At 65.5% G+C, this 18,603-nt stretch carries 16 protein-coding genes; 3 read left to right on the top strand and 13 right to left on the bottom strand.

Annotated elements, in window-relative coordinates; all coding sequences use genetic code 11:
* Nucleotides 1-67: 67 nt before the first annotated feature.
* The 3 genes from LRS11_RS06780 (at nt 68) to LRS11_RS06770 (ending at nt 2,790) form a co-directional block, all read left to right on the top strand.
* The gene (locus LRS11_RS06780; RefSeq protein ID WP_260496103.1) at nt 68-988 is read left to right on the top strand and encodes an SPFH domain-containing protein; all 921 of its coding nucleotides are present in this window, start codon (nt 68-70) and stop codon (nt 986-988) included.
* Nucleotides 985-1,443 (top strand): NfeD family protein, encoded by a 459-nt coding sequence (locus tag LRS11_RS06775; RefSeq protein ID WP_260496102.1) that lies wholly within the window; start codon nt 985-987, stop codon nt 1,441-1,443. The genes LRS11_RS06780 and LRS11_RS06775 overlap by 4 nt, the downstream gene beginning before the upstream one ends.
* A 90-nt stretch (nt 1,444-1,533) precedes the next feature.
* A complete protein-coding gene (locus LRS11_RS06770) occupies nt 1,534-2,790 on the top strand; it encodes an esterase/lipase family protein (protein ID WP_260496101.1) in 1,257 nt (418 codons plus the stop codon).
* A 289-nt stretch (nt 2,791-3,079) separates the two neighbouring features.
* Here LRS11_RS06770 and LRS11_RS06765 read toward each other — a convergent pair whose 3' ends face one another.
* The 13 genes from LRS11_RS06765 to LRS11_RS06705 all read right to left on the bottom strand — a co-directional run bounded on the left by LRS11_RS06765 (nt 3,080) and on the right by LRS11_RS06705 (nt 18,464).
* Nucleotides 3,080-3,985, bottom strand: a complete 906-nt coding sequence (locus tag LRS11_RS06765) for an amino acid ABC transporter substrate-binding protein (RefSeq protein ID WP_260496100.1) — start codon at nt 3,983-3,985, stop codon at nt 3,080-3,082.
* A gap of 35 nt (nt 3,986-4,020) precedes the next feature.
* Nucleotides 4,021-5,361, bottom strand: a complete 1,341-nt coding sequence (potE, locus tag LRS11_RS06760; protein WP_260496099.1) for a putrescine-ornithine antiporter — start codon at nt 5,359-5,361, stop codon at nt 4,021-4,023.
* A 343-nt stretch (nt 5,362-5,704) separates the two neighbouring features.
* Nucleotides 5,705-8,581 carry an aminomethyl-transferring glycine dehydrogenase gene (gene gcvP / locus LRS11_RS06755; RefSeq protein ID WP_260496098.1) on the bottom strand — a complete coding sequence of 959 codons (2,877 nt, stop codon included), beginning with the start codon at nt 8,579-8,581 and terminating at the stop codon, nt 5,705-5,707.
* Nucleotides 8,582-8,661: 80 nt separating this feature from the next.
* Nucleotides 8,662-9,051, bottom strand: a complete 390-nt coding sequence (gene gcvH / locus LRS11_RS06750) for a glycine cleavage system protein GcvH (protein WP_260496097.1) — start codon at nt 9,049-9,051, stop codon at nt 8,662-8,664.
* 52 nt (nt 9,052-9,103) lie between these two features.
* Nucleotides 9,104-10,186 carry a glycine cleavage system aminomethyltransferase GcvT gene (gcvT, locus tag LRS11_RS06745; RefSeq protein ID WP_260496096.1) on the bottom strand — a complete coding sequence of 361 codons (1,083 nt, stop codon included), beginning with the start codon at nt 10,184-10,186 and terminating at the stop codon, nt 9,104-9,106.
* A gap of 183 nt (nt 10,187-10,369) precedes the next feature.
* Nucleotides 10,370-11,989, bottom strand: a complete 1,620-nt coding sequence (locus LRS11_RS06740; protein WP_260496095.1) for an iron ABC transporter permease — start codon at nt 11,987-11,989, stop codon at nt 10,370-10,372.
* Nucleotides 11,990-12,115: 126 nt separating this feature from the next.
* A complete protein-coding gene (locus LRS11_RS06735) occupies nt 12,116-13,117 on the bottom strand; it encodes an extracellular solute-binding protein (RefSeq protein ID WP_260496094.1) in 1,002 nt (333 codons plus the stop codon).
* 79 nt (nt 13,118-13,196) lie between these two features.
* Complete coding sequence (locus tag LRS11_RS06730; protein WP_260496093.1) at nt 13,197-13,415, bottom strand: YceK/YidQ family lipoprotein; 219 nt, start codon at nt 13,413-13,415, stop codon at nt 13,197-13,199.
* Nucleotides 13,416-13,562: 147 nt separating this feature from the next.
* On the bottom strand, nt 13,563-14,780 hold the full coding sequence (locus LRS11_RS06725) for a 2-octaprenyl-3-methyl-6-methoxy-1,4-benzoquinol hydroxylase (RefSeq protein ID WP_260496092.1): 1,218 nt from the start codon (nt 14,778-14,780) through the stop codon (nt 13,563-13,565).
* Nucleotides 14,781-14,789: 9 nt separating this feature from the next.
* Nucleotides 14,790-15,272 (bottom strand): DUF4442 domain-containing protein, encoded by a 483-nt coding sequence (locus LRS11_RS06720; RefSeq protein ID WP_260496091.1) that lies wholly within the window; start codon nt 15,270-15,272, stop codon nt 14,790-14,792.
* A 7-nt stretch (nt 15,273-15,279) separates the two neighbouring features.
* Nucleotides 15,280-16,464, bottom strand: a complete 1,185-nt coding sequence (gene ubiH / locus LRS11_RS06715) for a 2-octaprenyl-6-methoxyphenyl hydroxylase (RefSeq protein ID WP_260496090.1) — start codon at nt 16,462-16,464, stop codon at nt 15,280-15,282.
* Between the two features lie 93 nt (nt 16,465-16,557).
* The gene (gene pepP / locus LRS11_RS06710) at nt 16,558-17,892 is read right to left on the bottom strand and encodes a Xaa-Pro aminopeptidase (RefSeq protein ID WP_260496089.1); all 1,335 of its coding nucleotides are present in this window, start codon (nt 17,890-17,892) and stop codon (nt 16,558-16,560) included.
* A gap of 14 nt (nt 17,893-17,906) precedes the next feature.
* Entirely contained in the window at nt 17,907-18,464 is a 558-nt protein-coding gene (locus LRS11_RS06705) for a YecA family protein (RefSeq protein ID WP_260496088.1), read from the bottom strand.
* Between the last annotated feature and the right edge of the window lie 139 nt (nt 18,465-18,603).

The following is an 18,603-nucleotide window of genomic DNA, read 5'->3' as shown; positions in this document are numbered from 1 at the left end:
CAGGCAGCAACGTCGCGACAGCTGTGCTTAGATGCGTTAATCCCATGAACAAGACAGGAGAATAAATATGGAAATTGGTGGCGTACTGCTGCTTTTCGTCGGCCTCGCCGTGGCCGTGGTGTTCATGGGCTTCAAGGTGGTGCCGCAGGGCTTCGAGTGGACGGTGGAGCGTTTCGGTCGCTACACCAACACGCTCAAGCCGGGCCTCAACATCATCGTGCCGGTGATGGATCGCATCGGCCGCAAGCTCAACGTGATGGAAAGCGTGCTGGATATCCCGCCGCAGGAAGTGATCACCGCCGACAACGCCACGGTGCAGATCGACGCCATCTGCTTCTTCCAGATCATCAATTCGGCCCAGGCCGCCTACGAGGTGAACAACCTCGAGCACGCCATCCGCAACCTGGTGATGACCAATATCCGTACCGTGCTCGGCTCCATGGAGCTGGACGCCATGCTCGGCCAGCGCGACGCTATCAACGAGCGCCTGCTCAAGACCGTGGATGAAGCCACCGCGCCCTGGGGCATCAAGATCACCCGCATCGAGATCAAGGACATCAGCCCGCCCGCCGATCTGATGGCCGCCATGTCCGGGCAGATGAAGGCCGAGCGGATCAAGCGCGCGCAGATTCTCGAAGCCGAGGGCCTGCGCGCCGCCGCCATCCTCACCGCCGAAGGGCAGAAACAGGGCGACATCCTCAAGGCCGAAGGCCAGCGCCAGGCCGCTTTCCTCGAAGCCGAAGCGCGCGAACGTGCCGCCCAGGCCGAAGCCGAGGCCACGCGCATGGTCTCCGAGGCTATCGCCCAGGGTAACGTGCAGGCGGTCAACTACTTCGTCGCGCAGAAGTACATCGAGGCCCTGGGCAAGCTGGCCAGTGCCGACAACAGCAAGGTGATCCTCATGCCGCTGGAAGCCAGCCAGGTGATCGGGGCGGTCGGCGGCATCGGCGAAATCGTCAAGGCCACCTTCGGTGACAAGCAAAAATGATGGCCTACCTGCAGAACCTCTCCTACTGGGACTGGCTGGCCTTCGGCACCGTACTGCTGATCCTCGAGGTCTTCGGTGCCGGCGGCTACCTGCTGTGGATCGGTCTGGCCGGCGCCAGCGTCGGCGTGCTGACCTTCCTCTTCCCGGAGCTGCCGTGGACCCTGCAGTTCATCCTGTTCGCCGTGCTCTCGGTACTCACCGCCGTACTCTGGTGGCAACGCCAGCGCAGCGCCGGCAAGCCCTCCGACCAGCCCGGCCTGAACCAGCGCGGCAGCGAACTGCTCGGACGCCAGTTCGTCCTGCATGAGGCCATCGTCGGTGGACGCGGCAAGATCAAGGCCGGCGACAGCCTGTGGCTGGTGATAGGCCCCGATCTACCTGCCGGCACTGCCGTCAAGGTCACGGGCCAGGACGGCGTGCTGCTCAAGGTCGAAGCGGTAAACCCGCAAGGCTAGCGGCTCGTGTTGCAAGCGCTGCTCGATCGGCCTTGCGCCGGCTGACGAGCAGCTAGACTGCAGCCAATTCCCTCTGGATGGAGCGCATGGATGGCCCGCTTGCTTGCACTGGGGCTGCTCGCCCTGCTGGGCGGTTGCCAGTTGCTGGAGCTGGATCGCCAGTACGCCAGCGCCCAGCGCGAACTGCTGCTGATCCCCGGCACCCTGCAGGGCTCGGAACCGGCACTAGTCGCCCTGCTCGACCCGCAGAATCGGCTGTTGACCTACCGCATCGTCCAGCCAGACGGGCTGTTCTACTTCAGCATGCCCGCCGGCGATTACCAGTTGCTGGCCTTCAGTGATCGCAACGGCAATCTGCGCCTGGATGCCGACGAGCCACACCACTGGCTGCCGCAGGCCCGCAGCGCGCCCTTCCAGGTACAGCCAGGCGCCGAACAGCGCAACCAGCTCGGCCAGCTCAACCTGCTGCAACCCGAACGCGCCAGCCACTCGCCAGCCCCACCGCCGGCCATCGATCTGAGCCAGGCCTACCGCGAGCTGCCACGCCTGCAGCACAACTACCTGCAGGTGGTGGACTTCGATGACCCGCGCTTCTCGCCGCAACGGGTCAGCCAGGGCGCCTGGCAGCCGCTGGATTTCCTCAGCGAGGTCGGTTACGGCCTGTACCTGCTGGAGCCCTGGGACGCCAACAAGGAACCGATAATCCTGGTGCACGGGATCAACAGCGGCCCGCCAGTGTGGCGCGCGCTGGCGGAAAGCATCGACCGCGAGCGTTTCCAGCTGGTGTTGTTCCACTACCCCAGCGGCCTGCCGCTGAACCACAGCGCCTATCTGCTCGGCGAGGCGCTGCGCGATGTGCAGCTGCGCCAGCGCCCGCCACGCTTTCATGTGTTCGCCCACAGCATGGGCGGGCTGGTGGCCCGGCGCGCCGTGCAACTGCTCAGCGCCGGCGGCGGCAATGACCGACAATGCCTGTTCCTGACCCTGGCCACGCCTTGGGATGGTCACCCGTCGGCGGCCGACGGCATCGCCCGCGCACCGGTGGTAGCGCCGGTCTGGCGCGATCTGGCGCCGGGCAGCCACTACCTGCAGACGCTCTTCGCCACGCCGTTGCCGGCACATATCAACCAGTGGCTGCTGGTCAGCTACAGCGGCAACAGCCGGCTGCTGGAACAACCCAACGACGGCGTGGTGCCACTGGCCAGCGAGCTGCGAGCCGCTGCCCAGGATGAAGCGCAGCACCTGTTCCTGCTGGCCGAAGACCACACCAGCATCCTCGCCAGCCCACGCAGCCAGGCGCTGATCCAGCGGGCGCTGAATGAGTTGCCGGACAGCGGCTGCCGCTGAGCGCCTATTCACGATCTGTTGAGTCGCGCAATGTACCCGGCTCACGCCTGCGCCATGACGTGGAGGTGAATGCTCCGCAGTTTTCCACCCGACACAGAGCCTGCAAGCTCCGTAGATACTGTTATTCAGCACAAGCTTTTGTAGGAGCCAGCTTGCTGGCGATCAGCGGGACGCTATCTGCCTATCGCCAGCAAGCTGGCTCCTACAGGATCAGGCCGGGTGGATAACGCTTTGCTTATCCACCAGCGTGTTCGCCATCAGCGAGATCGCAAAAGATTGGCAACAACCTCTAAGGCAGCGCATAGACCTTGAACAGCGCCTGCTCCGCCTCGCCCGGCTTGCCCAGGTGCTCGCTATACAGCCGTTCGAGCTCACCGGAGCGGTACAGTTCGCTCAATGCGCTATCGACCAGCAGACGCCAATCCTCGTCACCGCGCGGCACAGCCAGCGCCACCGGCAGCGACTCGAAGATGCGCGGCAATACCTGCAACTGCTCGGTACCGTCATGGGTCTTCAGGTAGTGCTCGAGAAACATGCGCTCGGAGAAGAACGCATCGGCCTTGCCGCTGCTGATCAATTCCACGCCCTGCTCGTAATCGTCGACCGCTAGCAGTTTGACCACCACACCCAGCCGGCGCACTTTCTCCAGAATCCACGCCTGAGTGACACCGCCTTTCATGGTCACGTAGGTGTGCTGGGCCAGGCCGCGATTGACCGTGGCCCGCCAGGTCGGTCCACTATGTGCGGGCTGGCCGCTGAGCACGGCCAGCAGGGTCTGCGGCGCATCCTCGCGCACCAACACACCCAAGCCGGCGGTGTAGACCGGCACCGAGAAGCTCACCGCCTGGCGTGCAGCCAGGCTTTCCGGGCTCGGTGTGCAGAGAATGTCGGCCTTGCCGGTGGCCAGCGCAGCAGTCTTCTGCGCGTCCTCGACCGCCAGGAAATTCAGCTTGAGCTCACCAGTTCCCAGCTCGGTCTGGATTCTCTGCGCGATACGCCGGCACAGGTCGATGCCATAACCACTGACCTGCTCGCCCTGCTGGCTGCTGAACGGCGCCACATCCGGCACGAACGCCAGGGTCATGCTATTGCTGCTGCGCACCCGTTCGAGGGTGTCGGCAGCGGCCAGCAACGGCAGCGCCAGCAACAGGCAGAGCAGTGTCCGGATGGTCGATTTGATCGGTTTTTCTGTCATGGTCTGTTCCCCGAAGACTGATGGCTGTTCCAACGCTAAGGTTTCTCGCCTGCCGCTGGAGCGCCCGCTGGCAGCTCGACGAAGCGCCGGGTGATAAAGCCATAGAGCAGGTAACCGATGACCAGAACGATGGCCGCACCGAACACCGCATCCTTGCCGGAGGCGTACAGCGCGTAATAGCAATAGAGCATCGCTACCAGCAGCACCGCCACGTTGCGGGTAAAGATCGCCGTGCCGACCTGGGCCTTGTACATGATCACCAGCAACCCGGAGAGCGCCGTGACGTAAGGGATCAGGTTGGTCACCGCGGCCAGGTTGACCAGCTTGCTGAACTGCTCGCTGGCATTCGGCGAGATGGTCGACAGGGCCAGTAAAGTCTGCAGAACGGCACAGGCGATCATGCCGATAATCGGCGCATCCAGCTTGCTGACCCGGGCGAACAACTTGGGAAACATGCCCTCTTCGGCGGTGACCTTGGCGGTCTGGCCGAGGGTGAACTGCCAGCCCAGCAGGGAGCCGACGCAAGCCATCACCGCGAGGATCATGATGATGTTGCCGACCAGCGGGTTGAACATCTGCGCATAGACATAAGCGAACGGCGCGCTGGAGTTGGCCAGCTCGGCGTTGGGGATGATGCCCTGGATCACCGTGGTCGAGAGGATGTACACCACCGCCGCACCGAGGGTGCCGAACAGGCAGGCCAGTGGCACGTTGCGCTTGGGATTGTCCACCGCATCGGAGTTCTGCGCCGCCGACTCCATGCCGAGAAAAGCCCACAGGGTCAGTGGAATGCTCTGCGCGATGGCATCGCTGGTGGCCAGGTTGTTCGGATTCCAGGCCGCGGCAAACACCGCACTGTCGAACCAGAACCAGCCGATCACGCTGAGCCCCGCCACCGGAATGATCACGCCCCAGACGGTGATCGCACCGATCTTGCCGGTGATGCTCGGGCCGCCGAAATTGGCCACCGTGGTCAGCCAGATCAATCCGATGGTGCCCAAGCACAAGGGAATCGCACCGCTGCCCAGCCAGGGGAAGAACGGCGTCAGGTAGCCCACCGCGGAAATGCCGATGGCTACGTTGCCGATGGCCAGCGAGAGGAAGTAGAGAAACGAGCAGAGGAAGAACGCCGACTTGCCGTGTGCCTCCTCGCTGTATGCCGACATGCCACCTGAACGCGGGCAGTAGATGCCGCACTGGGCGAAGCAGTAGGCGATGGCCATGGAACCGATGGCCGTGATGATCCATGACAGCAGCGATACCGCCCCCAGCTGCGCCATGCTCGACGGCAGCATGATGATGCCGGAACCCATCATGTTCACCGCCACCAGGGTGGTAAGCCCCATCAGGCTCATTTTCTTGCTTGCTTCAGCCATCGAAGACTCCCTGATCGATTGCCACACGCAACCGGCGCCGGCACCTCAGGAGCCGGAAGCAGGCAACGTGAATGTGAGTAGCCTGATGTGCAGCGGACTAACCCTGACGATGCCGGCCTCCCCCGCCGCATCCGTCATGCCCGCTACTCTGGGGCACTATGACTGCAGAAATATTTACCGCACTGCCCCAGATCAAGAGCGTAGCAAAGCCTTGAGCGGGCTTCGGCTTTTCTCCGCAGCCTGACCCATATACGCAGGAATTCGCGGCTGCAGCCGTTTGCGCAGGAGAAATCGCCGGCAATAAAAAACCGCCCGAAGGCGGTTTTCATGGCACTCGCGCGATTTACTCGCGGTAGTCGTCCATCGGCACGCAGGCGCAGAACAGGTTGCGGTCGCCGAACACGTTGTCGATCCGGTTCACCGCCGGCCAGTACTTGTGCGCGCGGGTGTGCGCGGACGGCGTGACCGCTTCCTCGATGCTGTACGGCCGCTCCCACACGCCGGTGACGTCGGCCAGGGTGTGCGGGGCGTTCTTCAGCGGGTTGTTCTCGGCTGGCCACTCGCCGCTGGCGACCTTGGCGATCTCCGCACGGATGCTGAGCATGGCGCTGATAAAGCGATCCAGCTCTTCCTTGGACTCACTCTCGGTCGGCTCGATCATCAACGTGCCCGCCACCGGGAAGGACATGGTCGGCGCGTGGAAGCCGTAGTCCATCAGGCGCTTGGCGACGTCTTCCTCGCTGATCCCGGTTTCCGCCTTGAGTGGGCGCAGATCCAAGATGCACTCATGGGCGACGCGGTCGTTGCGGCCGGTGTAGAGCACCGGGAAGGCACCGGTCAGCTGGCTGGCCAGGTAGTTGGCGTTGAGGATCGCCACTTCGGTGGCATCGGCCAGTTGCGGGCCCATCATGGCGATATACATCCAGCTGATCGGCAGGATGCTCGCGCTGCCCCAGGGCGCGGCGCTGACCGCGGTGTTCTGCGGGTTCGGGCCCTGCAGCTCGATCACCGGGTGGTTGGCGACGAACGGCGCCAGGTGTGCGCGCACGCCGATCGGGCCCATGCCCGGGCCGCCACCGCCGTGGGGAATGCAGAAGGTCTTGTGCAGGTTCATGTGCGACACGTCGGCGCCGATATCGGCCGGACGGGCCAGGCCGACCTGGGCGTTGAGGTTGGCGCCGTCCATGTACACCTGGCCACCGGCGGCATGCACCGCGTCGCAGATGTCGCGGATGCCTTCTTCGTACACGCCGTGGGTCGACGGGTAGGTGATCATCAGGCAGGCCAGTTTGTCGCCGGCCTCAGCCACCTTGAGTTTGAGGTCATCAAAGTCGACGTTGCCGGCGGCGTCGCAGTCCACCACCACCACGCGCATGCTCAGCATCTGCGCGGTAGCCGGGTTGGTGCCGTGGGCCGAAGCCGGAATCAGGCAGATGTCGCGGTGGCCATCGCCACGGCTCTGGTGGTACTTGCGGATCGCCAGCAGGCCGGCGTATTCGCCCTGGGCGCCGGAGTTGGGCTGGGTGCAGATGGCGTCGAAGCCGGTGATGGCGCGCAGCCACTCTTCCAGCTCGTCGATCATCAGCTTGTAACCCTGGGCCTGCTCGGTCGGCACGAAGGGGTGCAGGCTGGCGAATTCCGGCCAGGTGATCGGGATCATCTCGCTGGTGGCGTTGAGCTTCATGGTGCAGGAGCCCAGCGGGATCATCGACTGGTTGAGGGCCAGATCCTTGTTCTCCAGGCGCTTGAGGTAGCGCAGCATGGCGGTTTCGCTGTGGTGCGTGTTGAACACCGGGTGGCTCAGGTAGGCCGAGCTGCGCAGCAGCTCGCTCGGGATGCCTTGCGGCAGTTCACCGGCATCCAGTTCGGCCACGCTCAGACCGTGGTCAGCACCGAGGAAGATGGCGAACAGCTGCTCGACGGTCTGCGCGCTGCAGGTCTCGTCCAGGCTCACACCCAGCTTGCCGCGGCCGAGGATACGCAGGTTGATGCGCGCCGCCTTGGCCGACTCGATGATGGCGGTCTGCATGCCGCCCACTTCCAGGGTCAGGGTGTCGAAGAAGTGCTGGTTGTCGCGCTGCACACCCTTCTGCGCCAGACCGGCGGCGAGGATGGCGGTCAGCCGGTGCACGCGCTGGGCGATCTGCTTGAGGCCTTGCGGGCCGTGGTAGACGGCGTAGCAGCTGGCGATGTTGGCCAGCAGCACCTGCGAGGTGCAGATGTTGGAGTTGGCCTTCTCGCGGCGGATGTGCTGCTCGCGGGTCTGCAGGGCCATGCGCAGCGCGGTGTTGCCGCGGGCATCCTTGGACACGCCGATGATCCGGCCCGGCATGGCGCGCTTGTAGGCATCGCTGGTGGCGAAGAACGCCGCGTGCGGGCCGCCGTAGCCCATCGGCACGCCGAAGCGCTGGGCCGAACCGAACACCACGTCGGCGCCCAGCTCACCCGGCGGGGTCAGCAGCAGCAGCGACAGCAGGTCGGCCGAGACGCAGGCCAGGGCCTGCTGGGCGTGCAGCGCGGCAATGATCGGACGCAGGTCGCGGATCTCGCCGTGGGTGTCCGGGTACTGCAGCAGGGCGCCGAATACCTGGTGCTGGCTCAGCTCATCGAGGTTGCCGACCAGCACTTCCAGGCCGAAACCTTCGGCACGGGTCTGCACCACGGAGATGATCTGCGGGTGGCAATTCTCGTCGACGAAGAACAGATTGCTCTTCGATTTGGCCACGCGCTTGGCCAGGGCCATGGCTTCGCCAGCGGCAGTGGCTTCGTCGAGCAGCGAGGCACTGGCCAGGTCGAGGCCGGTGAGGTCGATGGTCAGCTGCTGGAAGTTCAGCAGCGCCTCCAGGCGACCCTGGGCGATTTCCGGCTGGTAGGGGGTGTAGGCGGTGTACCAGCCCGGGTTCTCCAGCACGTTACGCAGGATCACGGTCGGAGTCAGGGTGCCGTGGTAGCCCATGCCGATCAGGCTGGTCCACTGCTGGTTCTGCTGCGCATAACCCTTGAGCTTGGCCAGGGCGCCCTGCTCGTCCAGTGCCGCCGGCAGGGCCAGCGGGCCATTCAGGCGGATGGCCGGTGGCACCGTCTGCACGATCAGTTCGTCACGGTCGGCGACGCCGAGGACGGAGAGCATGGCTTGCTGCTCGCCGGCATCGGGGCCGAGGTGACGACGGAGGAAGGCATCGGGCTGGTGCAACTGGGCGAGACGGGGCGTCTGGGACATGGTGTGGCTCTCGGGAAATGACAGAGCCTCGACGAATCGAGGCTCTACAAGCAGGGTTTCAGGCCGGAACTTAAGCCGTCTTAAGCGTCGGCGTCGCAGGCGGCTTGGTAGCCGGCGGCATCCAGCAGGCTGTCGAGGTCGGCGGCATTGCTCGGCTGCAGCTTGAAGAACCAGGCGGCGTAGGGTTCGCCGTTGACCTGCTCGGGGCTGTCGCTGAGCGCCTCGTTGACCGCGATGACTTCACCGGCGATCGGTGCGTAGATGTCCGAAGCGGCTTTCACCGACTCCACCACACCGGCTTCCTGGCCAGCGGCCAGCTGCTTGCCGACTTCCGGCAGTTCGACGTAGACCACGTCACCCAGGGCTTCCTGAGCGTGGTCGGAAATACCCACGGTGACGGTGCCATCCGCTTCGAGGCGGGCCCACTCGTGGCTGGCAGCAAAACGCAGATCGGCGGGAATAGTGCTCATCAGGGTGTCCTCAGGATCAGGTGGCGGGTAGCCCGCCCGGGAAAGTTAGCAGTTAGATAGTGGCTTTGCCGTTACGCACAAAGTTGGCTTGCACGACGCGCACCGGGTACCACTTGCCGCGAATCTCTACTTCGGCGCGTTCGCCGGTGGCCGCTGGCACGCGGGCCAGGGCAATGGACTTGCCGAGGGTCGGCGAGAAACTGCCGCTGGTGATCTCGCCTTCGCCAACGCCTTCGATGCGCACCACCTGGTGGGCACGCAGCACGCCGCGCTCTTCCAGCACCAGGCCGACCAGCTTGGGCTGGCTGCCTTCGGCGCGCTGGCTTTCCAGGGCGCCGCGACCGACGAACTGGCGCCCGGCCGGCTCCCAGGCAATGGTCCAGGCCATGTTGGCGGCCAGCGGCGAAACGTCGTCGGTCATGTCCTGGCCGTACAGATTCATGCCGGCTTCCAGGCGCAGGGTATCGCGCGCGCCGAGGCCGATCGGGGCGATGCCGGCACCGACCAGCTCGCTGAGGAAGGCGGCGGCCTGTTCGGCCGGCAACATGATTTCCAGGCCGTCTTCACCGGTGTAGCCGGTGCGGGCGATGAACCAGTCGCCTTCCGGCAGGCCCTGGAACACCTTGAGTTCATTGATCATCGCGGCGCGCGCGGCGCTGACCAGTTCGGCGGTCTTGGCGCGGGCCTGCGGGCCCTGGATGGCGAGCATGGCCAGTTCGGCGCGCTCGGCCAGGGTGACGTCGAAGCCGGCGGTGTGTGCCTGCATCCAGGCCAGGTCCTTGTCGCGGGTGGCGGCGTTGACCACCACGCGGTAGCCCCAGTCAGTGAGGTAGACGATCAGGTCGTCGACCACGCCGCCGCGCTCGTTGAGCATGCCGCTGTAGAGGGCCTTGCCCGGAGTTTTCAGACGCGCCACGTCGTTGGCCAGCAGGTACTGCAGCCAGGCCTGGGCCTGAGGGCCGGTGACATCGACCACGGTCATGTGGGAAACGTCGAACACGCCGCAGTCACGGCGCACCTGATGGTGCTCCTCGACTTGCGAGCCGTAGTGCAGTGGCATGTCCCAGCCACCGAAATCGACCATCTTGGCGCCAAGCGCCAGATGCTGTTCGTACAGAGGGGTACGTTGTCCCATGGGTAACTCCTTGCGCTAGACGCCCGCCCGCGCCGGCCGGGGCCTGCAGCGGATGCGGGGTTCATGGTCGGGCTGCGTCAGCAGGCGCGCATTGTAGCCCCGCAAAGGCGTCTGGTCATCTCGCAAAATGACCGCCCGGTCAAGGTCGGCGAAGCACAGACGAGCGAGGCACAGCGCCTGGGGTTAGTGTCCCGGCTGGCGCGCCGAGCGCCGAATCAGACCGATCACCGGCAACAGGCCGACCAGCACCAGGCTCAGCGCCGGCAACGCGGCACGCGCCCACTCGCCCTCGCTGGTCATCTCGAACACCCGTACCGACAGGGTGTCCCAGCCGAAGGGGCGCATCAGCAGGGTCGCCGGCATTTCCTTGAGCACATCGACGAACACCAGCAGCGCGGCGCTCAGCGCGCCCGGCACCAGCAGCGGCAGATAGACCCGCAGGAACAGCTGCGGGCCACCTACGCCGAGGCTGCGCGAAGCCTGCGGCAATGACGGGCGAATGCGCGCCAGGCTGCTCTCCAGCGGCCCGTAGGCGACCGCCATGAAGCGCACCAGGTAGGCCAGCAGCAAAGCGCCCAGGCTGCCCAGCAACAGCGGCTTGCCAGCCCCGCCCAGCCAGCTGGAGAGCGGGATGACCAGGTGATTGTCCAGGTAACTGAACGCCAGCATCACCGCCACCGCCAGCACCGAGCCGGGCAGCGCATAGCCGAGGTTGGCCAGGCCCACCGCGGCGTGGATACCACGGGTCGGTGCCTGGCGCCTAGCGAAGGCCAGCAGCAGGGCGACACTGACGGTGAGCAGGGCCGCCAGGCCACCCAGATAAAGGGTGTGCAGGATCAGCCCAACATAACGCTCATCCAGATCGAAACGACCGCGCTGGAAAAACCACACCAGCAACTGCGCCATCGGCACGACGAAGGCGCAGGTGAACACCAGGCCACACCAGCCGCTGGCCAGCGCCGCCTGCCAGCCGCGCAGGTGGTACAGCGGCTTGCCCCGCGGTCGCTCGCTGGCCGGCCGTGTGGCGCCCCGCGCACGGCGCTCGCCATAGAGCACAAGCAGCACCGCCAGCAGCAGCAGGCTGGCCAGCTGGGTGGCGCTGGACAGACTGTAGAAGCTGTACCAGGTCTTGTAGATGGCCGTGGTGAAGGTATCGAAGTTGAACACCGAGACCGCGCCGAAGTCGGCCAGGGTCTCCATGATCGCCAACGCCAGGCCGGCACCGATGGCCGGGCGCGCCATCGGCAGGGCGACACGCCAGAATGCCTGCCAGGGCGACTGGCCGAGCACCCGTGCCGCCTCCATCAGGCCCTTGCCCTGGGCCAGAAAGGCGCCGCGGGCGAGCAGGTAGACGTAGGGGTAGAACACCAGCACCAGGACGATGATCACACCGCCGCTGGAGCGCACCCGCGGAAAGCGCAGGCCGCTGCCGAACCAGTCGCGGGCCAGGGTCTGCAGCGGCCCGGCAAAGTCCAGCAGGCCGACGAAGACGAAGGCCAGCACGTAGGCGGGAATGGCGAATGGCAGCATCAGCGCCCAGTCCAGCCAGCGCCGCCCGGGAAACTCGCAAAGGCTGGTCAGCCAGGCCAGGCTGACACCCAGCAGCACCACGCCGGTGCCAACACCGACCACCAGCAGCAGGGTATTACCCAGCAGGCGCGGCAATTGCGTCTGCCACAGGTGCGCCCAGATGCTCTGATCGACCTCGTGCCAGGACAGCAGCAACACCGACAGCGGCAGCAGAACCAGGGCGGCGATGGCAAAGGCGATGGGATACCAGCGACGCTGGGCGGGATGGGCCACGCAACTTCCTCGACGGCAGAAAACAGAACGCCCCGGACTGGCCGGGGCGTCGAGTATAACGGTTGAACTCACCTTTGTTGGCGCTGCGCGGCGCTCGGCCGCAGGGCAGCGCCTATGCGGCCAGGCTTAGTTCCAGCCGGCGCGATCCATCAGCTTGGTCGCCTCGGCCTGGCGCTTGCCCGCCACTTCCATCGGCACGCTGTCGGCCTTGAAGCTGCCCCAGGCGGCCACTTCGGCAGACGGCTTGACCGCCGGATTGGCCGGGTATTCCTGGTTGACGTCGGCGAACAGGCTCTGCGCTTCGGCGCTGGTCATCCACTCCAGCAGCTTCTGCGCCTCGGCGGCATGCGGTGCATGCAGGGTCACGCCGGCACCGGACAGGTTGACGTGCACGCCACGGTCGGCCTGGTTCGGCCAGAACGGCTTGACCTTCAGATCCGGCTGCTGCTTGTGCAGACGGCCGTAGTAGTAGGTGTTGGTGACGCCCACGTCGCACTGGCCAGCGTCGATGGCCTGGAGCAGGGCGGTGTCATCGGCGAACACGTCGGTGGCCAGGTTGTTGACCCAGCCTTTGACGATCTCTTCGGCCTTGGCTTCGCCATGGGCCTCGATCAGGGTGGCGGTCAGCGACTGGTTGTAGACCTTCTTGCTGGTGCGCAGGCACAGACGGCCTTCCCAGTTGCTGTCAGCCAGGGCTTCGTAGGTCGACAGTTCTTCCGGCTTGACCCGCTCGGTGGAGTAGAAAATGGTCCGCGCGCGCAGCGACAGGCCAGTCCAGGCACCGGTGCTGGAGCGGTACTGGGCCGGGATGTTGGCCTCGATCACCGCCGAGTCGAGCGGCTTGAGCACGCCTTCCTGCTCGGCCTGCCAGAGGTTGCCGGCATCCACGGTGATCAGCAGGTCGGCCGGGGTATTCGCCCCTTCGGCCTTGAGGCGCGCCAGCAGCGGTGCTTCCTTGTCGGTGATGAACTTGATCGGGGTACCGGTCTTGGCGGTGTAGGCGTCGAACACCGGCTTGATCAGCTCGTCGATGCGCGCGGAGTAGACCACCACTTCATCGGCCGCCTGGACGCTGGTAGCCAGTGCGGTGAGAGCCAGGGTAGCGATAAGACCTGTGCGAGCCTGCATGATGCCGCCTCATGTTGAGAAGAAGGAGTCGAATAGTAGTGAATACTATTTAGCTTCTCAACAAATAAGCCAGCCACAGTTACAAAGGCACCGACTCTGCTTGCTCATCTTCGGCGAACACATCGACCGGCAAGAGCACGGTATCGATCAAAACATCTGCAGGAAGAGAGGCTACGACGACAATCGGACAGACAATCATCATCCAGCAGATCAGCGCCTCGGGATTGCCACTACCGCTCACGCCGCTGCGCACGCCCAGATACAACAGATCGCTATTGGTGCTCTTGTAGGTATCCACCGGGTATGAGGCTCCCGCCCCACCCACTCGCGCAACCAAGGTGCCACAACCCGTAGCCGCAACCAGCAAGAGCAACGGCAGCGCTACTCGGAACATGTGTTTCAACATACTTTGCCCTTTCATCCTTGAAGAACAATCGCTTTGAACTCAGGCCCGCGCCAACAGCGGCAGATCCCCCGACAGCCCCAGGGCCTGGCGGACGAACAGCGCCTTGGCCTCCGGCAACTCGTCGACCCAGTTCAGGCCGCTGTTGCGCAACCAGCGCAGTGGCAATGGATCGGCCTGGAACAGGCGCTCGAAGCCTTCCATGGCCGCCATCATCGCCAGGTTGTGCGGCATGCGCCGGCGCTCATAGCGGCTGAGCACGCGCACGTCGTTCGGCTGCTCGCCGCGCTCGAGGGCATGCAGCAGCACTTCGGCCAGCACCGCGGCATCGAGGAAACCGAGGTTGACGCCCTGCCCGGCCAGCGGATGGATGCTGTGGGCGGCGTCGCCGATCAGCGCCAGACCGCTTTCCACATAGCGCTTGGCATGGCGCTGGCGCAGCGGGATGCACAGACGCGGGTCGACCTGGCTGACCTCGCCCAGGCGCCACTCGAAGGCCTTGCCCAGTTCGTGGCGGAACGCCTCATCGTCCAGCGCCATCAGCCGCTCAGCCTCAGCCGGCACAGCCGACCAGACGATCGAGCACCAATGCTCATCGTCGCCACGCCGTAGCGGCAGAAAGGCCAGCGGGCCGTCGTCGGTGAAACGCTGCCAGGCCGTGGCCTGGTGCGGACGGGCGCAGCGCACGCTGGTGACGATGGCGTGGTGCAGGTAATCCCACTCGCGGGTGGCGCAACCGGCCAGGCGGCGCACCGCCGAGTTGGCGCCGTCGGCGGCCACCAGCAGCGACGAACGCAGCTCGCGGCCATCGGCCAGCTTGAGCAGCCAGCCATCGCCGGAACGCCGTAGCTGCTCCAGGCGCGCATTGCCGAGCAGGCCCAGGCGGCTGTCGTGCAGACGTTCGAGCAGGGCATCCTGGACCACGCGGTTCTCGACGATATGGCCGAGGGTATCGGCATGCACGCTGGCGGCGGAGAAATGCACGCTGCCGGTGCCGGAGCCGTCCCACACCTGCATGTCGCAGTAGGCCGAGGCACGCCGCGCGGCGATCCCCGGCCACACATCGAGGCGTTCGAGAATGCGCTGGCTGGCGGCGGACAGCGCGCTGACCCGCGGCTCGAAGGCGGCGTCGGCCGCGAAAGGCTTGATGCTCAGTGGGCCGCCGTCGACCACCAGGATATCCAGGCCGCTGTGTTCCAGGGCCAGAGCCAGGGCACTGCCAACCATGCCGGCACCCACGATGATCAGATCCGCTTGCATCGCTTTTCCTTATGCCACTTGCCGCACACGCGGCTTGAGGCGGACGTAGAGAGTCTTGTGTACGGTGGCCACCAGGCTGCCGGCGCCGTCGCGCACTTCCACCTTGAGCTCGGGCAAATACTTGTCGCCCTGGGCGGTATGGCTGCGGATGTCGCTCAGCAGCGTCTCGTCGATATGGAAATCGGCATACACCGGGCCCTTGCCCGGCGCGACGAAATCGATGTGCGCGGCCTTGTCCCAGACAATGTAATCGCGGCCGAGGTTTTCCATGATCATCAGCATGAAGAAGGGATCGGTCATGGAATACAGCGAGCCGCCGAACTGGGTGCCAACATAGTTGCGGTTGTACCAGCCCAGGCCCATGCGAATACGGATCGCGCGCAGATCCGGGGCCATCTTCAATACGCGGATACCCGCACCCAGATAGGGCGGGTAGAGATTCATCGCCCAGCGCAGCAAACGCGCCTTGCGGGCCAGTCGGCGGTTACTCATGACCTTCCTAAAGAGTACGGGTGCCCAGGCCCATGGCCTGGCGGGCGAACCAGCGCTTGGCCGGCGGCAGCAGATCGAGGCCGAGCAGGCCGAGGGTGCGGCCGGCCACCAGCAGCGACTCGTTACGACCGAACAGACGGGTGACCCGGTCGGAGAAGCCGACGGTCAGCGCCTGGTCCTGCTGCTGGACACTCAGGTAGCGCTGCAGGGTGGCGAAATCGCCGAGCGGCGCCGGGCTGGCCAGCAGGCAGTCGGCCAGCGCCAAAGTATCGCGCAGGGCCAGGTTGTAGCCCTGCCCCGCCACCGGATGCAGGCTGTGCGCGGCATTGCCGAGCACCACCAGGTGCGGGCGCACCTGCTCCTGGGCCTCTACCAGCGCCAGCGGATAGGTATGCCGGGCACCGACCTGACGCAAGGCGCCGAGGCGGTAGCCGAAGGCCTGCTGCAGCTCGCCGAGAAAGGCACGCTCATCCAGCGCCTGCAGGCGCGCAGCGTCATTGCCGGGGCGAGTCCAGACCAGCGCGCAGCGGTTGTCCGCCAGCGGCAGCATGGCCATCGGCCCTTGGTCGGTGAAACGCTCGAAGGCCTGGCCGGCATGTGGCTCGGTAGGGCTGATATTGGCGATCAGCGCCGTCTGCCCATAGGGCGTGTGGCGCACCGCGATGCCCAGCTGCTCGCGCAGGCCGGAGCGCCCACCATCGGCCAGCACGGCAAGGTCGCAGTCGAGGATTTCCTCGTCGTTGAGGGTCAGCCGGTAGCCATCACCGAGAGCTTGCAGGCGGGTGACTTCGGCCGGGCAGCGCCAGCTCACCACGTCGCGGTCGAGGGCCTGCCACAGGCAGTGGCCGAGCCAGGCGTTTTCCACCACATAGCCGAGGGCCGCGACGCCTTCGTCCTCGGCACTCAGGCGCGCGGCGCCGAAACGGCCGCGGTCGGAGACATGGATCTGAGTGATTGCCTCGGCGCGCGGGCTGATCGCCGGCCACAGGCCGAGGCGCTCATAGATCTGCCGGGTACCGAAGGACAGCGCCGTGGAGCGCGCGTCGTAGCTGGGCTGGTAACTGTCGCCGGGAGCGAACGGTTCGACCAGCACGATCTGCCAGCCACGCGCCTTGGCCCCGGACTGCAGGGCCAGGGCCAGGCTCGCGCCGACCAGGCCACCGCCGATAATGGCCAGCTGTACCCGCGCCATCAGGCCGCTCCCGCTGGCAACACCAGCATCAGGCTGGCGCCGAGCCGATCAATACCCCCGCCAATAATGGCCAGCTGCACACGCTTCATCGACTCAGGCCGCCTGGCTGCGGGCGGCAGCCATCAGCGCCTCGATCTCGGCGACCGTCTTCGGCACGCCGGTGGTGAGGATTTCGCAACCGCTCTTGGTCACCACCACGTCGTCCTCGATGCGCACGCCGATGCCGCGCCACTTCTTGGCCACGTTCTGGTTGTCCACGGCGATATAGATGCCCGGCTCGACGGTCATCGCCATACCCACTTCGAGCACGCGCCACTCGCCGCCGACCTTGTATTCGCCGACATCGTGCACGTCCATGCCCAGCCAGTGGCCGGCGCGGTGCATGTAGAAAGGCTTGTAGGCTTCAGCCGCGATCAGCTCGTCGACCGCGCCTTCAAGCAGACCCAGCTCGACCAGGCCGGCAGTGATCACCCGCACGGTGGCCTCATGGGCTTCGTTCCAGTGCTTGCCCGGGGCGATGTGCTTGAACGCTTCCTCGTTGGCCTTGAGCACCAGCTCGTAGATGGCCTTCTGCTCGGCTGAGAACGTACCGCTGACCGGGAAGGTGCGGGTGATGTCGCTGGCGTAGCAGTCGATCTCGCAGCCGGCGTCGATCAGCACCAGATCGCCATCCTTGAGTGGTGCATCGTTCTCGCGGTAGTGCAGGATGCAGGCGTTGCGGCCGGCGGCGACAATCGAGCCGTAGGCCGGCATCTTCGCTCCGCCCTTGCGGAACTCGTAATCCAGCTCGGCTTCCAGGTGGTACTCGGCGAGGCCGGCACGGCTGGTCTGCATGGCGCGGATGTGCGCACGCGAGCTGATCTCGGCGGCCTCCCTCATCACCTTCACTTCATTGGCCGACTTGTACAGGCGCATGTCGTGCAGCACATGGTCGAGGGCGACGAATTCATTCGGTGGAGTGGCGCCCTGGCGAGCCTTGGAGCGGATCACGTTGACCCACTCCATCAACCGATGGTCGAACTCCTGGTTACGGCCGATGCCGTAGTAGACCCGCTCGCGGCCTTCGATCAGGCCGGGCAGGATGTCGTCGATATCACCGATAGGGAAGGCATCGTCGGCGCCGAAGTTGCTGATCGCGCCATCCTGGCCGGCGCGCAGGCCGTCCCACAGCTCACGCTCCGGATCACGCTCGCGACAGAACATCACGTATTCGCCATGGGCCCGGCCGGGGATCAGTACCAGCACCGCTTCCGGCTCGGGGAAGCCGCTGAGGTACTGGAAGTCGCTGTCCTGGCGGTAGATATGCTCGACATCGCGGTTGCGGATGTACACCGGCGCCGCCGGCAGGATGGCGATGCTGTTGGGTTCCATTTGCGCCATCAGCGCCTTGCGCCGCCGGGCGTATTCCGACTTGGGGATGCTGATCATGGCGATATCCGACCTTAATGCAGGGAAGGTTTGGCCGCCGCCACCGGCGCCAGCTTGGCGCACTCGGTGAACAGCAGCAGCGGGGCAACACGCAGGTATTCCATCACTTCCATGTAATCGTTCTCGCCGTCCTCGGACTCTTCCAGGGCGCTCTGCACCTGGGCGATGGCGGACAGGTCCTGCAGCACCTCCATGGCTTCGCCGCTTAGCGCGGTGCTGCCGAGGATCATGCCGAAACCGTCGAGAAAGCCCTGGCACCACTGACCCAGCGCCTGGGCGCGTTCGATCAGCGGCGCATCGTCGCTGGGCAGCAGCAGGACCACGGTGATGTCAGTGCTGGTCAGCTCGCCCTTGACCATTTCCTGCAGGCCGATCAGCGCCTGGCGCACGTTGTCGGCCGGCTCGTCGCCGAGCAGCTCGACGGCGTCCTGAATCCAGGCCTCGGGTTCGAAGCCGGCACCGGCGCAGCTGCGACCGAGCAGCAGGCCGTGCAGCTCGGCAGGGGAAACGGGTTTGCCACTGCTGGCGAGCAGGGCGGCGAAAGCGGAGTACGGCGAATTCGAAGAGGTCATGGGCAGCTAGGCGCTAAGCAGCGCAATGTCTAGAATGGAGGCTTCGTATCCTAGCACCGGCAGGCGCGGCAAGACCATCGAAGCCCTGCGTCAGCGGGCCGCGGGCAGAGCCTGCGAGAATCGCGATCCGGTCGCAGCG

The sequence above is a fragment of the Pseudomonas sp. J452 genome, assembly GCF_024666525.1.
In the GTDB taxonomy this organism is placed as follows: domain Bacteria; phylum Pseudomonadota; class Gammaproteobacteria; order Pseudomonadales; family Pseudomonadaceae; genus Aquipseudomonas.
Note: the sequence above shows the minus strand (reverse complement) of the source record. Positions and strands in the feature narration are given on the sequence as shown.

Coding starts and splice junctions, on each gene's coding strand:
- LRS11_RS06775 (WP_260496102.1), top strand. CDS start 985: ATGATGGCCTACCTGCAGAACCTCTCCTACTGGGACTGGCTGGCCTTC.
- LRS11_RS06720 (WP_260496091.1), bottom strand. CDS start 15,272: ATGAGTAACCGCCGACTGGCCCGCAAGGCGCGTTTGCTGCGCTGGGCG.
- gcvH (WP_260496097.1), bottom strand. CDS start 9,051: ATGAGCACTATTCCCGCCGATCTGCGTTTTGCTGCCAGCCACGAGTGG.
- LRS11_RS06770 (WP_260496101.1), top strand. CDS start 1,534: ATGGCCCGCTTGCTTGCACTGGGGCTGCTCGCCCTGCTGGGCGGTTGC.
- pepP (WP_260496089.1), bottom strand. CDS start 17,892: ATGATCAGCATCCCCAAGTCGGAATACGCCCGGCGGCGCAAGGCGCTG.
- gcvT (WP_260496096.1), bottom strand. CDS start 10,186: ATGGGACAACGTACCCCTCTGTACGAACAGCATCTGGCGCTTGGCGCC.
- LRS11_RS06705 (WP_260496088.1), bottom strand. CDS start 18,464: ATGACCTCTTCGAATTCGCCGTACTCCGCTTTCGCCGCCCTGCTCGCC.
- potE (WP_260496099.1), bottom strand. CDS start 5,361: ATGGCTGAAGCAAGCAAGAAAATGAGCCTGATGGGGCTTACCACCCTG.
- LRS11_RS06780 (WP_260496103.1), top strand. CDS start 68: ATGGAAATTGGTGGCGTACTGCTGCTTTTCGTCGGCCTCGCCGTGGCC.
- LRS11_RS06725 (WP_260496092.1), bottom strand. CDS start 14,780: ATGCAAGCGGATCTGATCATCGTGGGTGCCGGCATGGTTGGCAGTGCC.
- ubiH (WP_260496090.1), bottom strand. CDS start 16,464: ATGGCGCGGGTACAGCTGGCCATTATCGGCGGTGGCCTGGTCGGCGCG.
- gcvP (WP_260496098.1), bottom strand. CDS start 8,581: ATGTCCCAGACGCCCCGTCTCGCCCAGTTGCACCAGCCCGATGCCTTC.
- LRS11_RS06735 (WP_260496094.1), bottom strand. CDS start 13,117: ATGCAGGCTCGCACAGGTCTTATCGCTACCCTGGCTCTCACCGCACTG.
- LRS11_RS06765 (WP_260496100.1), bottom strand. CDS start 3,985: ATGACAGAAAAACCGATCAAATCGACCATCCGGACACTGCTCTGCCTG.